The organism is Biomaibacter sp. TOL, from assembly GCF_059717795.1.
The window spans coordinates 592,872-610,235 of sequence record NZ_AP046092.1 but is presented as its reverse complement, the minus strand read 5'-3'; the positions used below and the strand labels follow the sequence as shown (position 1 = coordinate 610,235).

General features: G+C 36.2%; 17 protein-coding genes. 13 read left to right on the top strand and 4 right to left on the bottom strand.

Features of this window, described 5'->3' with window-relative positions; translation table 11 throughout:
* The first annotated feature begins 30 nt into the window (after window positions 1-30).
* Complete coding sequence (locus tag AC6I1H_RS03085; RefSeq protein ID WP_497739557.1) at window positions 31-1,869, top strand: hypothetical protein; 1,839 nt, start codon at window positions 31-33, stop codon at window positions 1,867-1,869.
* Window positions 1,870-2,059: 190 nt separating this feature from the next.
* On the opposite strand, the gene AC6I1H_RS03080 is transcribed toward AC6I1H_RS03085, so the two are convergent.
* Window positions 2,060-3,751 carry an IS1634 family transposase gene (locus AC6I1H_RS03080; protein WP_497737676.1) on the bottom strand — a complete coding sequence of 564 codons (1,692 nt, stop codon included), beginning with the start codon at window positions 3,749-3,751 and terminating at the stop codon, window positions 2,060-2,062.
* A gap of 333 nt (window positions 3,752-4,084) precedes the next feature.
* Here AC6I1H_RS03080 and AC6I1H_RS03075 point away from each other — a divergent pair, with 333 nt between their 5' ends.
* The 8 genes from AC6I1H_RS03075 to AC6I1H_RS03040 all read left to right on the top strand — a co-directional run bounded on the left by AC6I1H_RS03075 (window position 4,085) and on the right by AC6I1H_RS03040 (window position 10,424).
* Entirely contained in the window at window positions 4,085-4,333 is a 249-nt protein-coding gene (locus AC6I1H_RS03075; protein ID WP_497739556.1) for a helix-turn-helix domain-containing protein, read from the top strand.
* Between the two features lie 192 nt (window positions 4,334-4,525).
* Window positions 4,526-4,696 (top strand): hypothetical protein, encoded by a 171-nt coding sequence (locus tag AC6I1H_RS03070; protein WP_497739555.1) that lies wholly within the window; start codon window positions 4,526-4,528, stop codon window positions 4,694-4,696.
* Complete coding sequence (locus tag AC6I1H_RS03065; protein ID WP_497739554.1) at window positions 4,697-5,095, top strand: hypothetical protein; 399 nt, start codon at window positions 4,697-4,699, stop codon at window positions 5,093-5,095. It abuts the gene before it with no gap.
* Between the two features lie 80 nt (window positions 5,096-5,175).
* Entirely contained in the window at window positions 5,176-6,345 is a 1,170-nt protein-coding gene (locus tag AC6I1H_RS03060; protein ID WP_497739553.1) for an RNA-binding domain-containing protein, read from the top strand.
* A 644-nt stretch (window positions 6,346-6,989) separates the two neighbouring features.
* On the top strand, window positions 6,990-7,565 hold the full coding sequence (locus AC6I1H_RS03055) for a DUF6431 domain-containing protein (RefSeq protein WP_497737574.1): 576 nt from the start codon (window positions 6,990-6,992) through the stop codon (window positions 7,563-7,565).
* A 207-nt stretch (window positions 7,566-7,772) separates the two neighbouring features.
* Window positions 7,773-9,035, top strand: coding sequence for a transposase (locus AC6I1H_RS03050; RefSeq protein WP_497737573.1), 1,263 nt, complete (start codon window positions 7,773-7,775; stop codon window positions 9,033-9,035).
* Between the two features lie 17 nt (window positions 9,036-9,052).
* Complete coding sequence (locus AC6I1H_RS03045) at window positions 9,053-9,859, top strand: ExeA family protein (RefSeq protein ID WP_497737572.1); 807 nt, start codon at window positions 9,053-9,055, stop codon at window positions 9,857-9,859.
* A gap of 349 nt (window positions 9,860-10,208) precedes the next feature.
* Entirely contained in the window at window positions 10,209-10,424 is a 216-nt protein-coding gene (locus AC6I1H_RS03040; protein WP_497739552.1) for a hypothetical protein, read from the top strand.
* Between the two features lie 251 nt (window positions 10,425-10,675).
* Here the strand turns inward: AC6I1H_RS03040 and AC6I1H_RS03035 are convergent, their stop codons facing one another.
* Genes AC6I1H_RS03035 through AC6I1H_RS03025 form a run of 3 tightly spaced genes read right to left on the bottom strand, consistent with a single transcriptional unit; the run spans window position 10,676 to window position 13,394 of the window.
* A complete protein-coding gene (locus AC6I1H_RS03035; RefSeq protein WP_497737977.1) occupies window positions 10,676-11,479 on the bottom strand; it encodes an ExeA family protein in 804 nt (267 codons plus the stop codon).
* Window positions 11,472-12,821: a transposase gene (locus tag AC6I1H_RS03030; protein WP_497739551.1), complete on the bottom strand. Its 1,350-nt coding sequence runs from the start codon at window positions 12,819-12,821 to the stop codon at window positions 11,472-11,474. Before AC6I1H_RS03030 ends, AC6I1H_RS03035 begins: the two co-directional genes overlap by 8 nt.
* A gap of 60 nt (window positions 12,822-12,881) precedes the next feature.
* Entirely contained in the window at window positions 12,882-13,394 is a 513-nt protein-coding gene (locus AC6I1H_RS03025; RefSeq protein WP_497740699.1) for a DUF6431 domain-containing protein, read from the bottom strand.
* A 290-nt stretch (window positions 13,395-13,684) separates the two neighbouring features.
* Between AC6I1H_RS03025 and AC6I1H_RS03020 the strand changes: the two genes are divergently transcribed.
* The 4 genes from AC6I1H_RS03020 to AC6I1H_RS03005 all read left to right on the top strand — a co-directional run bounded on the left by AC6I1H_RS03020 (window position 13,685) and on the right by AC6I1H_RS03005 (window position 17,008).
* Window positions 13,685-14,023, top strand: a complete 339-nt coding sequence (locus AC6I1H_RS03020) for a hypothetical protein (RefSeq protein WP_497739550.1) — start codon at window positions 13,685-13,687, stop codon at window positions 14,021-14,023.
* Window positions 14,024-14,186: 163 nt separating this feature from the next.
* Entirely contained in the window at window positions 14,187-15,326 is a 1,140-nt protein-coding gene (locus AC6I1H_RS03015) for a hypothetical protein (RefSeq protein WP_497739549.1), read from the top strand.
* Window positions 15,327-15,812: 486 nt separating this feature from the next.
* Window positions 15,813-16,094 carry a transposase gene (locus tag AC6I1H_RS03010; RefSeq protein WP_497737358.1) on the top strand — a complete coding sequence of 94 codons (282 nt, stop codon included), beginning with the start codon at window positions 15,813-15,815 and terminating at the stop codon, window positions 16,092-16,094.
* The gene (locus AC6I1H_RS03005) at window positions 16,091-17,008 is read left to right on the top strand and encodes an IS3 family transposase (protein ID WP_497740698.1); all 918 of its coding nucleotides are present in this window, start codon (window positions 16,091-16,093) and stop codon (window positions 17,006-17,008) included. The genes AC6I1H_RS03010 and AC6I1H_RS03005 overlap by 4 nt, the downstream gene beginning before the upstream one ends.
* Window positions 17,009-17,364 lie beyond the last annotated feature (356 nt).

Below are 17,364 nucleotides of genomic sequence, written 5' to 3'. Positions count from 1 at the left end.
AAAAATTTATAAAGCATGAGAGGTGATTGTATGAAAAAATTTATTTGTTGTATGTTGTTAGCAATTATTTTATTAGCGTCATGTAATATAATATATGCCGATGATGCAGTAGTTGTAAAAGAGGCGGAATACAATGTTAAAGTAAATAATCAAATTGTTGATTGCAATTACGTAATTAGTGATAGCACTTTTGTTAGGTTGAGAAGTTTAGCAGAAAGTTTATCATACACTTCCAGCCAATTTGATGTCGTATGGAATAGTGAGAAAAATGCAATAGAAATAATCACTGGAAAGCCCTATAGTGTTGAGGATATCTCAGACTATAGTTATATGGAACCTTACTATTTGAATAAAAAACATAGTATATTACCAATTAAAATTTATATAAATGGAAAATTGCAGGATATAGAAGCATATAGTATAGATGGAAATACCTATGTTAAATTAATTGATTTGAGTAAGTTGATTCCATTTGACATAATATTAAATAATAAAACTAATGAATTAGGAGATTTATACAAGCTGTTTCACATGCAATGGAATGGTAAAGATAGTAAATTAATAGTTTTACCTGTAATTCCTGAGAATGCATATAGAGTTGAGGTAAATTCCAGTAAATATAATAATGGCGTATCATGCAGGGTTGAGAGATGGAAAACAACTGTGAAGTCTTATATTGTGGATAATAAGGACGATACAATAAGCGTTATAGAGTATAATGAGTATAGCAGGGAAGTGACCATTGAAACTTATGATAGCAATTATAAGTTGATGAAGACAAAGAGTGTAAAAATGGAGTTACCTTTATTTGGAGGATTTTATAGCGGCGAAAAGTATAACTACATAGCATTTGGGCAGGAAAATCTTGAGGAAGATGATGACAAAGAAGTCATAAGAATAGTTAAATACGATAAAGAGTTTAATAGAATAGATAGCGTATCAATATCTGGGGGTGAGTGTTTTACAAAAGATCCATTTGAGGATGGCTGTGGTAGACTGGCCGAACATGGGGATACGTTAGTATTTCATGGGTCACGTACTTGTTATGATAAGAGTGGTAAAGAATTTCAGGCTCAGATTACAATTGAGGTTGACACATCAAACATGAAAGTTAGGAACAGTCTGCAATTGTTTCAAAATTGCCATGTAAGTCAATCATATGACCAATATGTGCAGTTTGATGGAAACGTTTATGTGCTTTTAGACCATGGTATTGCATATCCTCGTGCAGTAGTATTACAAAAACAGGCTGAAGAAGGGTCAGAATATTATAACAGGGCTAATTTATTTAATATACCTGGAGATTTAGGGGCAAATTGCACTGGAGTTTCTTTAGGCGGGTTTGAAGTATCATCTGATAATTATATAGTTGCAATGAATACAATTGACCATTCTAAAGTCAGCAAGTATACATCTTATGAAATGGCAGGATTGGATTTAGACCAGAGAGACATAATTTTATGTGTAATACCAAGAGACAATATTAAAGACGATGCTGTAAAACATATTACAATTGGAAAATACATTGGAAGTGATAAAGTAGCTTCCGTTCCTCAACTGGTAAAAATATCGGACAAAGAGTTTATGGTGTTATGGCAGGAATTTGATGTTCAAGCAGCTAAACAGATGAATGCTTCTTCTGGATATTTATATATGTATGAGCGTGCTAGCAGAATGGTAGGCGATTTAAAATATGTTTTAATTGATGAAAATGGCAATGCAGTAAGTGAAATAAAGACAATCAAATATTTTAGACTATCCGAATGCAAGCCGATGGTTAAAGATGGCAAAGTGCTTTGGTATTTTAATAGTAGAGATGGCTTCAGATATTTTTATACTATTCCTTTTACTGAGGTGGAAGATAAATAGAGGCTTGAATAGCGAATTGAATAATAACATGGAAAATTAGTTGAAGGTTATAAGAATGAATTGTTTCTGGGAAGAAAGCAAGAGTTTCTTCCCATTTTCGTTTAATAGGTGGATGGGTTTGTATTTAACCCACATTTCGCACCCTTCCATGTAATGGATCAATAATTTTTACCAAGTGAAATATAAGTATCTATTCAATAAGATAATGCGGATATTCCCTAATCGAAGTATAAATATCCGGCGTTAAACCGATTAGGGAAAGTATCTTTTCCAAAGGCTCCTCATTAGGAATCTCGGGAAGAGCCCGGCATTCCTTGTCACCTTCAACATAGCCTATGGTCTGTATAGGCTTTAATAACTCAAGAATCCTATTGCCGGTTGGTTTTTCAGTCTTTACTTTGCCTGCTACGAAGATATATTCTCCCTGTTCTTCCAGAGCTTTTCTCATACGCCTTTGCAGTATCTGGTAGATGAAAAGAGCAAGAAAGAGCACATAACACAAAGCTTCTATTCGGCTTTCCTTCTTTAAATATATGGCATCAAGAAAGATGGGGCTCTTTAAAAATCTAAAGGATGTCTCTACAGTCGTTTGATTTTTATACTCTTTTAGAATATCATAAGGAGATTTATCCAGCCTGTTTGTAATAAGTACAAAACAGCTGGCCTGCTCTAAAGCTTTTTGCTTGGCATCGTTGTCGAGTTCACCTAAAGTGCATTTTATCTGGTATACTGTCTTAGTTTGAGGTATATAATCCTTTGGGGGCCTACCTTTACCTTCTCTTTTTACAGGTTTTGTTCTTTCAATTACTTGAAAGTCCAATGGGTAAAAATCATTATCATGATCTTTTTTGAAAAGCTCTATTTGCTTTTGAGCATCGGCTTTGCAGAAAAACTCTCTTGAGCTTAATTCTCGAGTTTCTTTTTTAAGTGTTTTGCATAGTTCATCCAGTTTTTTATCTATGCTTTTGGTCTTTCTTTTATCAAGTTTGGAGGAATGAACTACTACAAACTTGTATTTAATGTCATCAATTGTCCTGATAAATTCCTGAACTTTATACTCGGCGGCATTTTTTTGATTGGAGATTTTGCCTATAAAGGTCCAATCATTCTTTTTCCATGCAAGGTCAATGAGGTTTTTCTCCAGTTCAAAGGTGGCGGGAAATCTTGAAATAAAATACAGTTTTTTATGCATCTTTTTTAGGTTATCTTTTGTTATTAGAGCCGAATCTGCTACATAGATGAGCGATGTTAAGTCAATTTTATCAAGGTCTTTTGACAGGACATCGATAAATTCATTGTTCCATGTTTTATCATCTTTATTTCCATCTAGAGGCTGCCCTAATACCGGTATACCATCTTGATTTACACACAGGCCTATTTTTAGCTGTTTTAGATCCGGGCGGTGATCTTTGCTATGGCCACATACCAGCTTTATGAATGAATTTAGGTCATCGTCTTCTTGATTTTCATATTCACCGTAAACACTTACAGATGTGGTATCTGAGTGAAGATGTGTAATGGTTATATCCTCGCTGCTTAATGCTTGCAGAATAATGGATGATATTATTTTCTTGGGGTTTGATTCTGCAAGTTTATCTAATGCTCTTGCAAGGCAGTCATCGTTTAAATCTTGCAAAAGGACTCCTTTACCAAAGAGGTTGGCAAGATCCTGGTAAAGGTAAAATCTGCTGACTAAATAAAGGGGTGCTCTTGTTGCAAGGATGTTTATGACCAGAGCTTTTATTCTTATCCCCGGGGATAATTTGCACTGGGAAGCATCCCAGGGTAAGAGTTTATCCAGGTTTTTGCCTATATTTAGTTGCTCCCATATGGCGGAGATAACTGGTGCTGGGCCTGCGTTGAATATTTTCATTTTGTTCATCATAACATCACCAGTTATCATAATACAACAATTCTGAAAAAAGTACAAGTCCAATTTTTACCAATTTGGCTTTTTTTGAAAAATTTTTTGAGATGTTCATTAAAAAATGTTAATTTGTTTTTTGAAGGGGTGCGGAATATGTGATTTAAGACAATTTTAAGGGGGTTTATAGAGGATTTTTTATTTTTTAAGTAAAGAAATAAGTAAATTAAAAATCGAAGGTTTAAATGGTATTTTTGCAAGTGTTTAACAAAAAAGTTAAAAATATATTGATAAAATTAAAAATCTAAGGTAGAATTATAATAGAAAATTTGTTTTTGGGGTGTATGGCAAATGAAATATAGACTTAGAGAGTATGTAGATAAATATAATGATACTCTGGAGAATTTGGCAGAGTATTTAGGAATAGCATATCAAACATTATCACGAAAAATGAATGGACATGTAGATTTCACGTTGTCTGAGCTAAGAAAAATAAAGAGGCGTTACAATTTAACTGATGAGCAGATGGGTTATATCTTCTTCGACGATACAGCTGATATTAGGGTTCTTGAAAGAAAAATAAATGGCATAAGCGCATAAGTTACTAGGTTGGCATAGTGCCTTTGAGGCGGATAGAGCTGTCAACGAAACCAAACGGTGCCTATAAATATTGTCGAATTGCTGAGTTTGAAATGGTAATAGCTGGGGTAGTAGTAAGCAACAGAATTTTTGAAAAGTATAAAGAAGCAATGCCATATTATAGAAACGTTCAGAAGGAGGGGGTAGTGTTATATGAAAGAGAAAGTTGACTTATGTAAATATAGACTAGAGCAAGCACGGGAGAGTTTGCAAGATGCACAGTATGGTCTGATGAATAATCGTCTAAAGCTAGCTGTAAAGAAGGGCATTAACAATAATAGACAACTCAATATGATAAGCTTGATCAGGAAGGAAGGTCTTTAAATGGAAAAGGTAGAAAAAGAAATAGCAGCAAGTAGTGAAGGACAGAAACCGAAGTCTAGGATACCAAGAGTTTATGAGTCAATATATTTCTTTGTATCACAGCAAATCAACAGCCTAAGAGACTTTGTAGATATGAAGTTAGAGTCTTACAGGAGAGAGAATGAAGCTAAGTTTAAAGAATTATCTGATAGAATGGATAAGAAATACGAAGAGTTGTCAGGTCAAATGGACAAGAAGTTTGAAGAAGTCTATAGCGAGATAAAGGACATAAAAAATGAAATAAAGGAAGTACGAAATGAAATAAAGGAAGTAAGAAATGAAATAAAAGACATATTAAAATGGGCATTTGCACTATTTGTAACAATAATTCTAGGGTTTGTTGCAGTATACTTAAAATAAAAGAGCTTATTTGAACAGGTACATGGGGGATATTACTAATGTGATAGAATCAAAACTAGTAAGTAAGGAAGGATGAATAGATGACTCTCGAAGAATTGCAAGACATAATACAAGCAGGGGAAGATTCAAAAACACAATTTAAAAGAATGTTTACAAGTCCAGATGCATTGGCTGCTGAAATTGGTGCATTTGCTAATTCTGAAGGTGGTAGGATCATTGTTGGTGTGGATGATAATGGTGATATTGTCGGAATATCAAAAGAAGATGTGACGAGGCTTAATCAAATGATTTCAAATGTATGTGTTCAGAAAATTGACCCTGCTATAAATGTTACTACTGAGAACATAAGATATAAAGACAAGGTTGTTGTGGTGATTAAAGTACCTATAGGTCCAAATAAGTTTTATATGTCAAATGGGACCGATATCTGGGTTAAAGTTGGAGCTGATAAGCGTAGGGCAAAGAGGGAAGAATTAAAAAGATTGCTTCAAGAGTCATCACAATTATTTGCTGATGAACAGATAGTGGATGGCACATCTATTGAAGATTTGGACATATATATGATTAGAAATTTTGTAGAAAAAAGATTTGGCAAAACACTAGATGAAGTTGAAATACCTATTGAAAAATTACTTACAAACTTAAAGATTATGAAAGATGGCAAATGCACTCTCGGAGGACTATTATTATTTGGATGGAAGTCAAGTTTAATCTGGGAACAATACAGTATAAGTGCCGTATCATTTTATGGGAATGACATAAGCGGCACCGAATATAAAGAAAGCGAAGACATTTATGGAAATGTTAGAAAACAATTTGTAGATGGTATAGCATTTATAAAGAGACAGTTAAGAAAAGTTCAGGGTAATCAAAAGTTTAACAGTGTAGGCATTTTAGAAATACCGGAGATAGCTCTGGAGGAAGCATTGATAAATGCCATTGTTCATAGAAATTATTTTATAAACAGTAAAATAAGAATCTTTGTTTTGGATGACAGGGTTGAAATAATTAATCCTGGCACTCTACCAAATACATTGACTGTAGATTCTATTAGTGCCGGCATTCATATAGCTAGAAATCCTGTTATACTGTCTCACATAAAAGAGATACCAGACATTCCATATCGTGGTATAGGCACTGGAATAAGAAGAATCATCAATGAGTGTGAAAAAGCAGGCATCAAAGTTGAATTTTTCAACCAAATAGAAGTTGGGCAATTTAAAGTGGTTTTCTGGAGAGACTTAATATAAGGGCGTGTATTAAGTGCCGAGTCTAATAAATAAAGGAAAAGAGGCATTAAAATTTCATATGAATAATGGCATGATAGCTGAACTGAGTATAGTAAATTATGATATATTGCCTGAAATGCTAAAATCCGGTTAAGTCTAAAGTTAAGGGCTAAAAGTATTGTTATATAAGCTTTAGGAGCTTTACAGCTGAGCGCGATAAGGGCTTAGATACAACTTACTGTGAGCACAAAGCTCTCCATTGTTATTGGTTTGGAATTCGATGTGGTAATATTCGGCCTAGAGAAGTGTAAGAAAAGATGGGTGTTGGTATGGAAAAAGTTACCATGGCATAAATAAGCAAGCTATAGATGATTTTGTACGCATGGTAAAGGAAAGGTACAAGGATAAAATATTAAGAGTAGTTTTGTATGGGTGTGATAATTACTTATTATACAGCACACTTTTTAACCTCAAAAAGTATAAAAAACAGCAAATTAAACTAACCCGGGACCTTCACGTCAGATTGAATAATCCGAATTAAAAGGTGTAAGATTATTTAATCTGAACTTTTTTGTTTAAAAATGGTATAACTTGGAACAATAAAAATATAGAGGGAAAGACCAGACAATTGCTTTCCCTCTAAATAAAATTGAAATTTGATTGTCATGATTAGTATAACCAAATTTCAAGTAATTATTACAAGATATGCAAAATTAGGGAAAGACAATGATTTTCCGGTAATTTGCGGTTGTAGAAACTGTGGGTATGAGGGAAAGCTACATCGCCACGGTTTTTACCAGAGATATGTCATAACACAATATGAAGTTTACAAGGTTTTCATCCTCCGGGTAAAGTGCCCTTCATGCAATAAAACTTATTCACTAATACCGAGCTTTTTGATACCCCATCGTCAATATTGCTTTTATCATATATTCCTTTGCCTTTATTATTCCTTTGTCAAAAGGTACTCCTATCTTAAGATTTTAGAAGTTTTTAAGGGTCTAAATCCTCATACCTTATTTAGCTCCGCCAATATATATTTTTTTAGAAAGCGCATGATAGATGTGACCCCTCATGTGAATCTGTTCTTTGCAAATATCGATGACATGTATTTTGATATGGCAAAGCCCAGTGTATCCTGTATTGTCAATAAAATCTGGCTGTTTATTGAAAAAAAGCAAGACTTTAACCTTGTATACTTTACAAAAATGCCTGCATACTTTTTTAAAAAAATTTCATAGAGAGAATGCGAAGGGACAGGTATGTACTTTTTTAGGTTTTTCACCTCATTTTGGGGTGTTTTTTTGTTTTCTTTACTTTGTTTTAACCTCAAAGATAGATTTTTAACTGGCCTTTTTTGGTATTTTTTCATCCCACATAATTTTTTAAGGGTAAAAGATAGCCTCCTGGTAAAAATATGGATAAATATCAAAAGGAGGTTACTATCCATGGATGAGAGTTTAAAGCAGAAAATAGCTTTGTTTCGGTATTCTTTGATTGCTCCACTTGTGACGGAGACTTTTGCTCAGCCTACTGCCAGAGAGTATCTTGAAGATGTATGCTCAAAAAAATATGATACTCCCCGGGGCACTAAGGAGGAGTTTGCTCCTGAAACTTTAAAGGAATGGCTGAGGAATTACAGGAAGTATGGCATTGATGGCCTTTACCCCAAAGGGCGCTCTGACAAGGGTAAGTCCAGGAAGCTTCCCGATGAGGCAAAGGAGTTTATCGTAAGTTCTAAGGCCAATTTCCCTAGAAGGTCCGCTAAGGCCATATATCAGGAGCTTATCGCCAAAGGGTATATCGGTTATACCGATATTTCTTTGTCTACGGTTCAAAGGTTTATTTCTAAAGCCGATATTTCTAAGATAAAGCTTGAGCCTGTAGATAGAAGGTGTTTTGAGTTTGAATTTGCCAATGAATGCTGGCAGTCGGATATTTCGGTAGGACCCTATCTTACTATAGATGGCAGAAAGCACAAAACATATATTATTGCCATTATTGATGATGCCACAAGGCTCATTATCCACTCTCAGGCTTTTTTCTCCGATAATCTTTTGGCTTTGCTTTCGGTATTTAAAAATGGTGTTGCTAAAAGGGGTATACCCAAAAAGCTTTTTGTGGATAATGGCAAGGTGTATAAAAGTGATCAGATGCAGTTTGTTTGTGCTTCTTTGGGAACTATTCTTTGCTATGCCCGCCCTTTTTCCCCAGAGTCGAAGGGCAAGATTGAGAGGTGGTTTAAAACCCTTCAGGACCAGTGGATGAATGTTATCGACTGGGCAAGTTTTAAGTCTTTGGATGAACTGAATGTTTCTTTGACTCATTATGTTGAGGAAGATTACAACAATAGAATACATTCTGCCATCGGTGCAAAGCCTATGGATAAGTTTTTAAGCCATATAGAGCGCATAAGGTTTGTAGGTTCAAAGCAGGAGCTTGATTACATTTTTCTTTACAGAATTTCCCGCAAGGTTAAAAATGACGCTACGGTATCTATTGATAATTTGCTTTTTGAGGTTCCCATGAATTACATAGGTGACAGAATCAATATCCGCTATGACCCTTCGAGTCTTGATAAGGCGTTTATCTTCTCGGAGGATGGTAAGCTTATGGATACTATTTACCCTGTGAAGAAAATTGATAATTCCAGGATACGAAGAAATGAAAACGTAAAACCCATGGATTTTTCCTGTTTTACAGTAAACTGATTTGGAGGTGTTTTCTTGTGTTTCAGGCTTTTTATGGTCTTTGTTGTGATCCTTTCCCAAAGGATATGGATGTGAAGCATCATTTTAAATCTCAGGATTTTTCCCAGGCTTTAAATAGGCTTGAGTTTTTGAAAAATACTTTGGGTTTTGGGCTGTTAACCGGTGAGCCGGGTGTTGGTAAATCTTTTTTGCTCCGGTATTTTGTAGGCACGCTTAATCCCAATCTTTACAAGTGCGTGTATATACCTATATCGACGTTGACTGTAATGGAGTTCTACAGGGCTTTGTGCAACGGCCTGGGAGTTATTCCTTTCCATAAGAAGGTGGATATGTTCCGCCAGATCCAGGAGTCTATTTATATGTATCGTCAGAGCAAGAATATCACTCCGGTAATTATTATTGATGAGGCTCAGTTTTTAAAGAATCAGGTGCTGGATGATTTGAGGATTATTTTTAATTTCGAGATGGATTCTAAGGATTATGCTATTTTGATTTTGTCTGGTCAGATTCCTTTCATTTCTCAGCTTTCAAGGCAGCCTCATGAGGCGCTTCGTCAGAGGATTGTGGTTAATTATTGTTTGAAGGGGCTTACGAAGGATGAAACAAAAGAGTATGTTTTATCAAGGTTGAAGATAGCAGGATGTTCTGAGCCTGTTTTTACTGATAATGCTTTTGAGCTTTTGTTTTCCAGCACCAATGGTTGTTTGAGGCCTTTAAATTCTCTTGCCAGAATGTGTCTTATCTCTGGTGCTAATGAGAAGTTAAAGTCTATTGATGCTGAGGTGGTTTTTCAGGCTCAAACGGAGCTTAATATTACTGCTTAAGGTGTGTCTTCTCCTTCAGGGAGGATAGGGCTCTGTAGGGATACAACCTGAGCGTCCTGAGGGAAGGGTTATACGCTTAAATCTTCTCCCCCTCTCTCTGGGGGAGAAGGCACACCTTGCTATATTGGAAGGTTTAAGCGGTTACCCTTTAAAAGCGTAAAATCCTGGGGGTCTAAGGGGGCAAAGCCCCCTGTTTTTTATGCTTAAGGGTGGAGCAATGTGACTTTTTTGTTCTGTTTTCAAGGTGCAGATTGTTTAATCTGATTTTTTATGCAGATTAAAACCTGTTTTTAGTTTAATTTAATTTGATTTTTTGAGGATGGAATAATGTGCTACGGAACAATTACTTATGAGAAACAAAAGGCAATTAAACAGGGAAGAAATTTTAAGTTTATTAAGCGAACTTGGTAATATTTTATACCAAAGAAATATTCAAGCTAACATGTTTGTATATGGCGGCACAGTAATGTGCATAGAATACATGATTAGATACCAGACATTTGATATAGACTGCATTTATGATAGTGGAAAATCAGTTAAGAGATGTATTGCTGGAGTATTTTAAAATAGAATCGATACGTGAGAGAAATAAACGGTATAAAAACATAATTGGACGGTTTATAAAGAAGCTATCAGAAAGGTTGATGCAAGATGCTAAGGGTATGTTGTAGCCTCTCACACTTTCTGACCGCATTCTGCTCAAATTGAACGTCCGCAAATTTAACTCACTTTATTTGACCATAAAACCCGGACCTTGAAAATCCCCCTCAAAAGAGGCAAGCATTCACTCCTGCCGTCTTTTGAGGGATAAATAGCTTATACCGCAAACTCATTTTCAATTACAATCCTGACCATATGGTCATCTATCAAACGCTTTTGACTGGCTGAGGCCGAAAGCAGACAGGCAAGGCAGACATTGTTTATCTTTCTTGCAATGCCTCCGGAATATTCATAGATAACATCCAGAGCATCATCAGTGAAGATTGAGGAAGTTGCTCCGGCAATCTTCAGATGGTGGCAAACATATTCTTTGGATTCCTGCCTGTCCATGGGTGGTAGGTGATACCGGAGATTTACTCTCTGAGCAATGGCTTCATAGACTTGAAGCTGCAATACCCTTTTAAGTTCCGGCTGGCCCACCAGTATGAGACTCAAAGGGTTGTAGGAGTCCATCCGGAAATTGAGTAAAAAGCGCATTTCTTCCAGCATTTCTTTATCCAACAGGTGTGCTTCATCGATTATTATGACTGGTGTTTTTCTTTCATTTTCCGCAAGGTCCAATATTACCTGATGAAGCTGTCTTTTAGCCTGGCCCCGGTTAAACTTTGGTTCACATCCAAGCTGCCTTAAAGATTCCCAGTAAAAATGCCTGGGGGTAAGGGCTGAGTCGCTGATGTAGATAACCCTGTATTTATTCGGATTTAAAAGCTCAAGAAGTTTTCTTAAAGCAGTGGATTTCCCCGAGCCCACTTCGCCTGTTATTAGGGCAAAGAGGCGTTTTTCTGCAGTGTATTTTAGCCTTGATACTAACTCTTCATAGGCCGGGGTGCTGAACAGTTTTCCTACAGGCACATCTTTTTGAAAAGGAGTTTTTTCAAATCCAAAGAAAGGCTCAAACATTGTTTTCCCCTCCTTCCATACGGCGGAAGGGGATGGCACCTAATTTGTCTTTCATGCGGTTTTGAGCTTGTTTTTCCAATATGCTCAAAAGTCTTGAACCGGATGATTTTTGAGGAGTTGGGGCATCTTTTTTGCTATAGGACACTTCATTGTATTCTCCTATGATAAGCGGCCTTGCTAAACCCCGTTTTTGACCTTTATGCCATACTTCTATTTCTTCAAGGTCAAAGGGGTCATAGCGTAAATCCACAGTCTTTCTTACCCATTCAAGGCCCACTTCATAGGTTTTGCCGCAAAGTTTTACACAGCCGGTTTTATCAACTTTTCGGCTTTCTTCTCGAAGGAAAGCATCCCTTAGCTCGTCAATATTGGCAAAGCGCAAGCGTCGGGTATCCTTTTGGAATCGACCGGCCGGGGTTTCACCTTCTAAGGAGCTGTGGGAATGATGATTGTATCCTTCTTCCACCCAGGCAAAGAAGGCTTTGTTTAATTCGTCCAATGTCCCGGGGTTTTGGAGGCTTACCTCGGCTAAAAAATCCTCTACGGTGCGGTTAATTCTTTCAATTTTGCCCTTAGACTCTGCGGAATATATTGGGGTATTTATATGGCGGATGCCCAGTTTACCGCAGGCTACTTTAAACCAGTGTGAGATGAATATCTTGCCATTGTCTACATATACCGCATCGGGGATGCCTCGTTTAAGTATAGCTTTCCTGAAACAATCTTCCAGTATGGGAAGCTTTTGATTTAGATAAAATTCACCATGGCATATTAATCTTGTGGCATCATCGATGAAGCATATGAGGTATGAGCGTATCTTTTTCTTTGGATTGGCCGGGTCCGGAAGGTAGGGGCCGTATTTGACGTCAGCTTGCCATAATTTGTTTCTGTGCTCTTTTTGAAATCTCCTGAGGGCTTTGGGCTCTTTTTGCTTTAATTCTTTTTGGGTTAAACCTAAGTTTGCAAGATACCGTGTAAGGGTGGATCTTGCTACATCCCCGGGGGATATGAGCTTTTCCCCCTCCAGGATCTGAAGTATCCTTGTAACACTTCTTTGGGGCAGTTCTTGTTTTAGACTTATGGCTTCTTTTAGGATATCTTCCGGTATGGCTCTTGTTTGTCCCTTATCGGAGCGCTCTTTTGGCATTAATCCATTAAGGCCTTTTTGCCTGTAGGCCTGTAAGTAGCGGCGCAGGGTCCTCTCTGAGATTTGGCCTTTTGAAAGTATTTGGCATCTTCTTTTCCTTCTTTCCGCTGCTTCAAGGTCTTCTTCCAGAAGGGGTGAGATTAGTGCGAAGCGCTCCAGGGCTTTTTCCATACTTTCTTTGTTCATTTTGGTCATCTCCCCTGTTTTTTGTTTATCTAAAGACTACCACCAGGGGGAGACGGCCAAAAGAGCAAACTATGTTGATTTTTTTCCTAAAAGCCACAGGTTTGTGTTTTCCACGAAAAGCCAGGTGTTAATCTTTCCGAACAGGCAGCAGGAAAGAATATCGGGTAATAGTTTTAAAACGGTTTTTAAACGGCTAAAGCAGCTTTCTATTTCCCCGACTATGGATGACGTCTTGCCATACAGTCTGAACGCTATGCTCTCCAGAGTGCCTACAATTTCGCTTGAGAGGAGTTTAAATGTTTTTACCCAGCGTTTTGTGGTGGATATGTCCTGCTCTCCCTCTGTATATTCCGGTGAAATCCGTTTTTCCACCACATCTTCCACCGCTTCTTCAATCACTTTTGCCGGGTAATGCTTATAGGGCAAGATGAAATCCGGTATTATCGCATGGGTTTTCTTGCATCCCGGGCAGTAGTATCTGGCTATTGGGAATTCTTCTTTCCCGGCCGTTGTCTTTATCTTCCTAAGGTACATCCCATAACCTACAAGGGCGCTACCGCATATGGGACAGTGTAGTTTCATTTGAGCTAATTTATGCAAAAAAATATTACGATACTCCTTTACTGTTGAGCCTAAAAATGTTACAATCATAGTGACTTGATATTATGGAGAAGGCCTTCAGTAAGGGTAGGTCGGAAACTATCACCTTACTTGAAGGCTTTCTCTTTTTTCTCCCTCCCATGACTTGCTTCTTTCTCTTTTATTTCTTCAATAGGTGTTAAATTCCTTCTTAAAACGGTCAGGAAATTTGAGCAGGAAGGAGACAAAAAGAGTGGGAGGAAACAGTATGTAGCATAGAAGAATTATTAAACATGGAATTGGAGGGATTAAACTTTGAAATAAGGGAAATCCTGCATAGAATAAAATATAATCAAGAAGATTATATTGAATGGCTATTTAATGTAGATTTAAGCAACATAGAAAAACTAAACAAGAAGCAATTTAAAAACCTTTGCATCCTGGCAACATTCATACAGGTAGCTTTTGCACTCAGGGGAGATGCACCACCAAAGTGGGTAGGTGATAAGAGGCTGTTTATGGAGAGAGCTTTTGTAAGCGATAATTGTTCTGAATTTGATATATTTGAAGCTTATCAGGCGGAATTTGACCATAATGTATTTTATCCAAAGGCTTCTTTCGAGATAATATAATTGCAAAAATTGGTTATATATGGTATAATTAGTTAGAGTTATGAGCCCTTTTATAAACAGCACTTTATGTGCTGTTTTTTATAATAGATAACACCTTTGGGGGTATAACCTATAAAATATCACTAATATTTATATAATTTTTATAAGGGAGAGTGATTGCAGTATGGGGAAAAAAGTATCATCAGTAATACTAGTATTATTGTTAAGCCTGCTAATCCAGGTGCCTGCTTTTGCCAATGAAACCATAAAGACTTCCATCTGCCCCTTGTATAGCACTATAGATAGCTCTTACACCAGCACCTGTATAAAAATAGCAAAACTAATCTACGACAAATATAATTCAAGTGACTTTGGTAAAAAAGTAGATTATGACATTGGGATTAAGAGTTTTGATGGAGAAGACCCAAGAGATACTTTATTCAAAGTCCAACAGTTATTAAGATACTGTTATAAAATAAATATTGATGGAATAGGTATACAGGAAGCGAAGAGTGGGTATTTAATCTCATTGCGTGGTATAGGACCGTCGTTACAGGATGAGATAATACCCGAAGTAGAGGATGAAGTAGATGAATTACTGGGAAAAGCTTTAAAATATAAGTCTGTTAGAGAACAGTTAGCATATATTAATGATACTTTAGCGAATAGAGTAGAATACAAATATTCGTTTGTACCTAGCATTAATAATGTATTGCATATGATTTTAGTAGATAAGAAAGGTGACTGCGGTAGTATAGCGGAAGCATTAAGCGTGTTGTGTGATAAGTTGGATATAAAGAATATCATAATGTTTACGAATGTGCATGCTGCCAATCTTATATATCTAGACGGTGAGTGGCATCTATGGGATTTAACAGCCAATATAAATGATACTCCGGGATTAAAAAGAGTATATGATGTACTTCCAATAGGTAATAAAATCAAAGCTATTGAAGTGCCTGCAGAGAGAACAAGGTTTTTAGTCCCAGTAGATAGTATTACTTTTGAGCATATTTGTAATTATTTACATAGCTATAAGTTGAGTCCAGAGAATTGGAGTTTTATAGAGGCTGAAGTAGCCTTGAAATATCCGGAGTTGAGCCAGAGTTACAATAGCACTGACTACAACGATATAGTAGTTGATGTAGACCAACTCAAGAAAGAAATTGCAGAGGCTGAAGGTTTATATTATGCACCACAAACTCCTCCAGTACAGCCAAATGAGAACCAGAATGTGAATGAGAGTAAGCCAGTAATAATTGATAATACACCAGATTTCATTCTTGATAGTTCTGGTCATCTTAAAGTAGTGCCAAAGAAGTAAGATAGTGTAGGAATGAAGCATAACAGAATACGTTTAATAGTAAAGGACTCATGGTAATAGTTGCCATGAGTCTTTTATTTTTGCCATGAGATTGACTGTTGACAAAGTAGTTGTCAGTAGTATTTTGTATGCATACTTAAAGATAACCGTGGTAATCATTGGGAATGATGAAATGTTAAGGAAAAAATAATAGACCAGATAGAATTAGTGCTTAATGTTATATAATAGCATACTATTATTTTTATATACAGTACTACATCGACCAAAAAAATAATTTTGGGGGATTTTTTCTGTGTGCCATACATTGGCTATTTTTTAAAGGGTGCTCTATGATATTTTTATCAACATGCAAATAAAAAAATGTGAAGTTGATTAATTTATTTCACGGTTAATAAAAACTTGATTGCTTTTGCTTGCTGGCCCCTCAAGAGAATTGGACCAAAACGCACAACATGATAAAATAACTCTTGAAGGGGGAATTTTTCTATGGCAGCGAGGAAGAATTTTACTACGGAAGAAAAGCTCGCTATCTTATCCGAAGCTCAGAGTTCATGTACCACTAAAATAGCTGTCTGTAGGAAATACGGCATATCAAAAACTACAATCGATTACTGGAGAAAAAAGCTTTTAAACCCTAACGATAGTAACGATGATGACGAAAAAGTAAATCTCAGAAAAGAAAACATCATGCTTCGTTCTATCATCGTTGATAAAGACCTCGAAATTGCTTATCTAAAAGAGCTACTAAAAAAAACCAACCGTCTATAGCCGATAAAATCGATCTAATAAAGCATTTATATTCTGAGGGCTATAATCTAGATTTTCTACTTAAAATTTCTAATATACCCAAAAGCACATTTTTCTATGAACCTCGACAAGAAAGTACGGATTCAAAGCGGGGATGCTCAAAGCCGGGTTATTCAGAAACACTTAGTGGTGAATATATATCCGATGAAATGATAAAGACCCTACTTTTTGATTTAGCTGAGGAATTCCCCTTCTTTGGATATAAAAAACTCACATTTCTTTTAAGATCAAGGTTTGGAATTATTATCAACAAGAAAAAGGGTTACAGGCTATGCAAAGAAATGGATCTACTTTTGCCGATTATTAGACATTATGCTTCTTCCAATACTGAAATAGTTTTCAAAAAAGTATCTGTCGAGGCCCCGAATACCCACTGGCAGATGGATATTACATATGTGACCATTTTCCCTAGAATAATCTTTATCCTGGATATAATAGATACATATACCTTAGAGATAGTGGGCTATAAGGCTGGTTTTTCGATAACAAAGAGCGATGTGATAAAAACCGTGACAAAAGCCATTGCATCAAGGCATATAACAGACAGTTTAACAATCAGAACCGATAATGGGCCGCAGTTTAAGTCAAAAGAATTTCAGGATTTTTGCACTAAACAGGGTATATTGCATGAGAGAATACCAGTAAGATCGCCTGAAAGAAACCCAAATATTGAAAGATTTCATAGAACCTTGAAAGAAGAATATGTTAATATAAATGATTTTGCCAGTTATAAGTCATTTTTTAAAGGCCTGGATGATTATATAAAATTTTATCTTTGCGAAAGGCCTCATGAATCTTTGAATTATATGACACCTTCAGCATTTTATGAAGCATTTTTAAGAAATACTGTGAGCCGTGGCGTGTTGGTCGTTTAAGTCCAAGTAATAGGGGGCCAGTACATTGCAAAAATAGTTTACAATCGACATATTACGACATTAAATATTTTGATGATGAATAAGTATTGAAGATATACCGAGAGAGTATGAATAAGTATTTAGATTAAGCTCTATCTTGGTTAATAAGTATTAGAATCAACGTTCTAACGAAATACGGGGCTAAGTGACAAATTTGAAGTCTTAAGAATTGCAAGGTGAATAAGTATTGTAGATATACCTTGATGGGGTGTATAAGTATTATGTGTCTACGTTAATCCGGGAATATGTAATTGGGTTCAAAACTAAAATTTTCAAGGGTTTCAGGGATTAAAAGGATATAATTGAGCGTTGACAAA

Bases quoted from the DNA above. Each gene is read 5' to 3' on its own strand.
- AC6I1H_RS03085 (WP_497739557.1), top strand. From the start codon at position 31: ATGAAAAAATTTATTTGTTGTATGTTGTTAGCAATTATTTTATTAGCG.
- AC6I1H_RS03080 (WP_497737676.1), bottom strand. From the start codon at position 3,751: ATGAACAAAATGAAAATATTCAACGCAGGCCCAGCACCAGTTATCTCC.
- AC6I1H_RS03075 (WP_497739556.1), top strand. From the start codon at position 4,085: ATGAAATATAGACTTAGAGAGTATGTAGATAAATATAATGATACTCTG.
- AC6I1H_RS03070 (WP_497739555.1), top strand. From the start codon at position 4,526: ATGAAAGAGAAAGTTGACTTATGTAAATATAGACTAGAGCAAGCACGG.
- AC6I1H_RS03065 (WP_497739554.1), top strand. From the start codon at position 4,697: ATGGAAAAGGTAGAAAAAGAAATAGCAGCAAGTAGTGAAGGACAGAAA.
- AC6I1H_RS03060 (WP_497739553.1), top strand. From the start codon at position 5,176: ATGACTCTCGAAGAATTGCAAGACATAATACAAGCAGGGGAAGATTCA.
- AC6I1H_RS03055 (WP_497737574.1), top strand. From the start codon at position 6,990: ATGATTAGTATAACCAAATTTCAAGTAATTATTACAAGATATGCAAAA.
- AC6I1H_RS03050 (WP_497737573.1), top strand. From the start codon at position 7,773: ATGGATGAGAGTTTAAAGCAGAAAATAGCTTTGTTTCGGTATTCTTTG.
- AC6I1H_RS03040 (WP_497739552.1), top strand. From the start codon at position 10,209: ATGAGAAACAAAAGGCAATTAAACAGGGAAGAAATTTTAAGTTTATTA.
- AC6I1H_RS03035 (WP_497737977.1), bottom strand. From the start codon at position 11,479: ATGTTTGAGCCTTTCTTTGGATTTGAAAAAACTCCTTTTCAAAAAGAT.
- AC6I1H_RS03030 (WP_497739551.1), bottom strand. From the start codon at position 12,821: ATGACCAAAATGAACAAAGAAAGTATGGAAAAAGCCCTGGAGCGCTTC.
- AC6I1H_RS03025 (WP_497740699.1), bottom strand. From the start codon at position 13,394: ATGAAACTACACTGTCCCATATGCGGTAGCGCCCTTGTAGGTTATGGG.
- AC6I1H_RS03020 (WP_497739550.1), top strand. From the start codon at position 13,685: ATGGAATTGGAGGGATTAAACTTTGAAATAAGGGAAATCCTGCATAGA.
- AC6I1H_RS03015 (WP_497739549.1), top strand. From the start codon at position 14,187: ATGGGGAAAAAAGTATCATCAGTAATACTAGTATTATTGTTAAGCCTG.
- AC6I1H_RS03010 (WP_497737358.1), top strand. From the start codon at position 15,813: ATGGCAGCGAGGAAGAATTTTACTACGGAAGAAAAGCTCGCTATCTTA.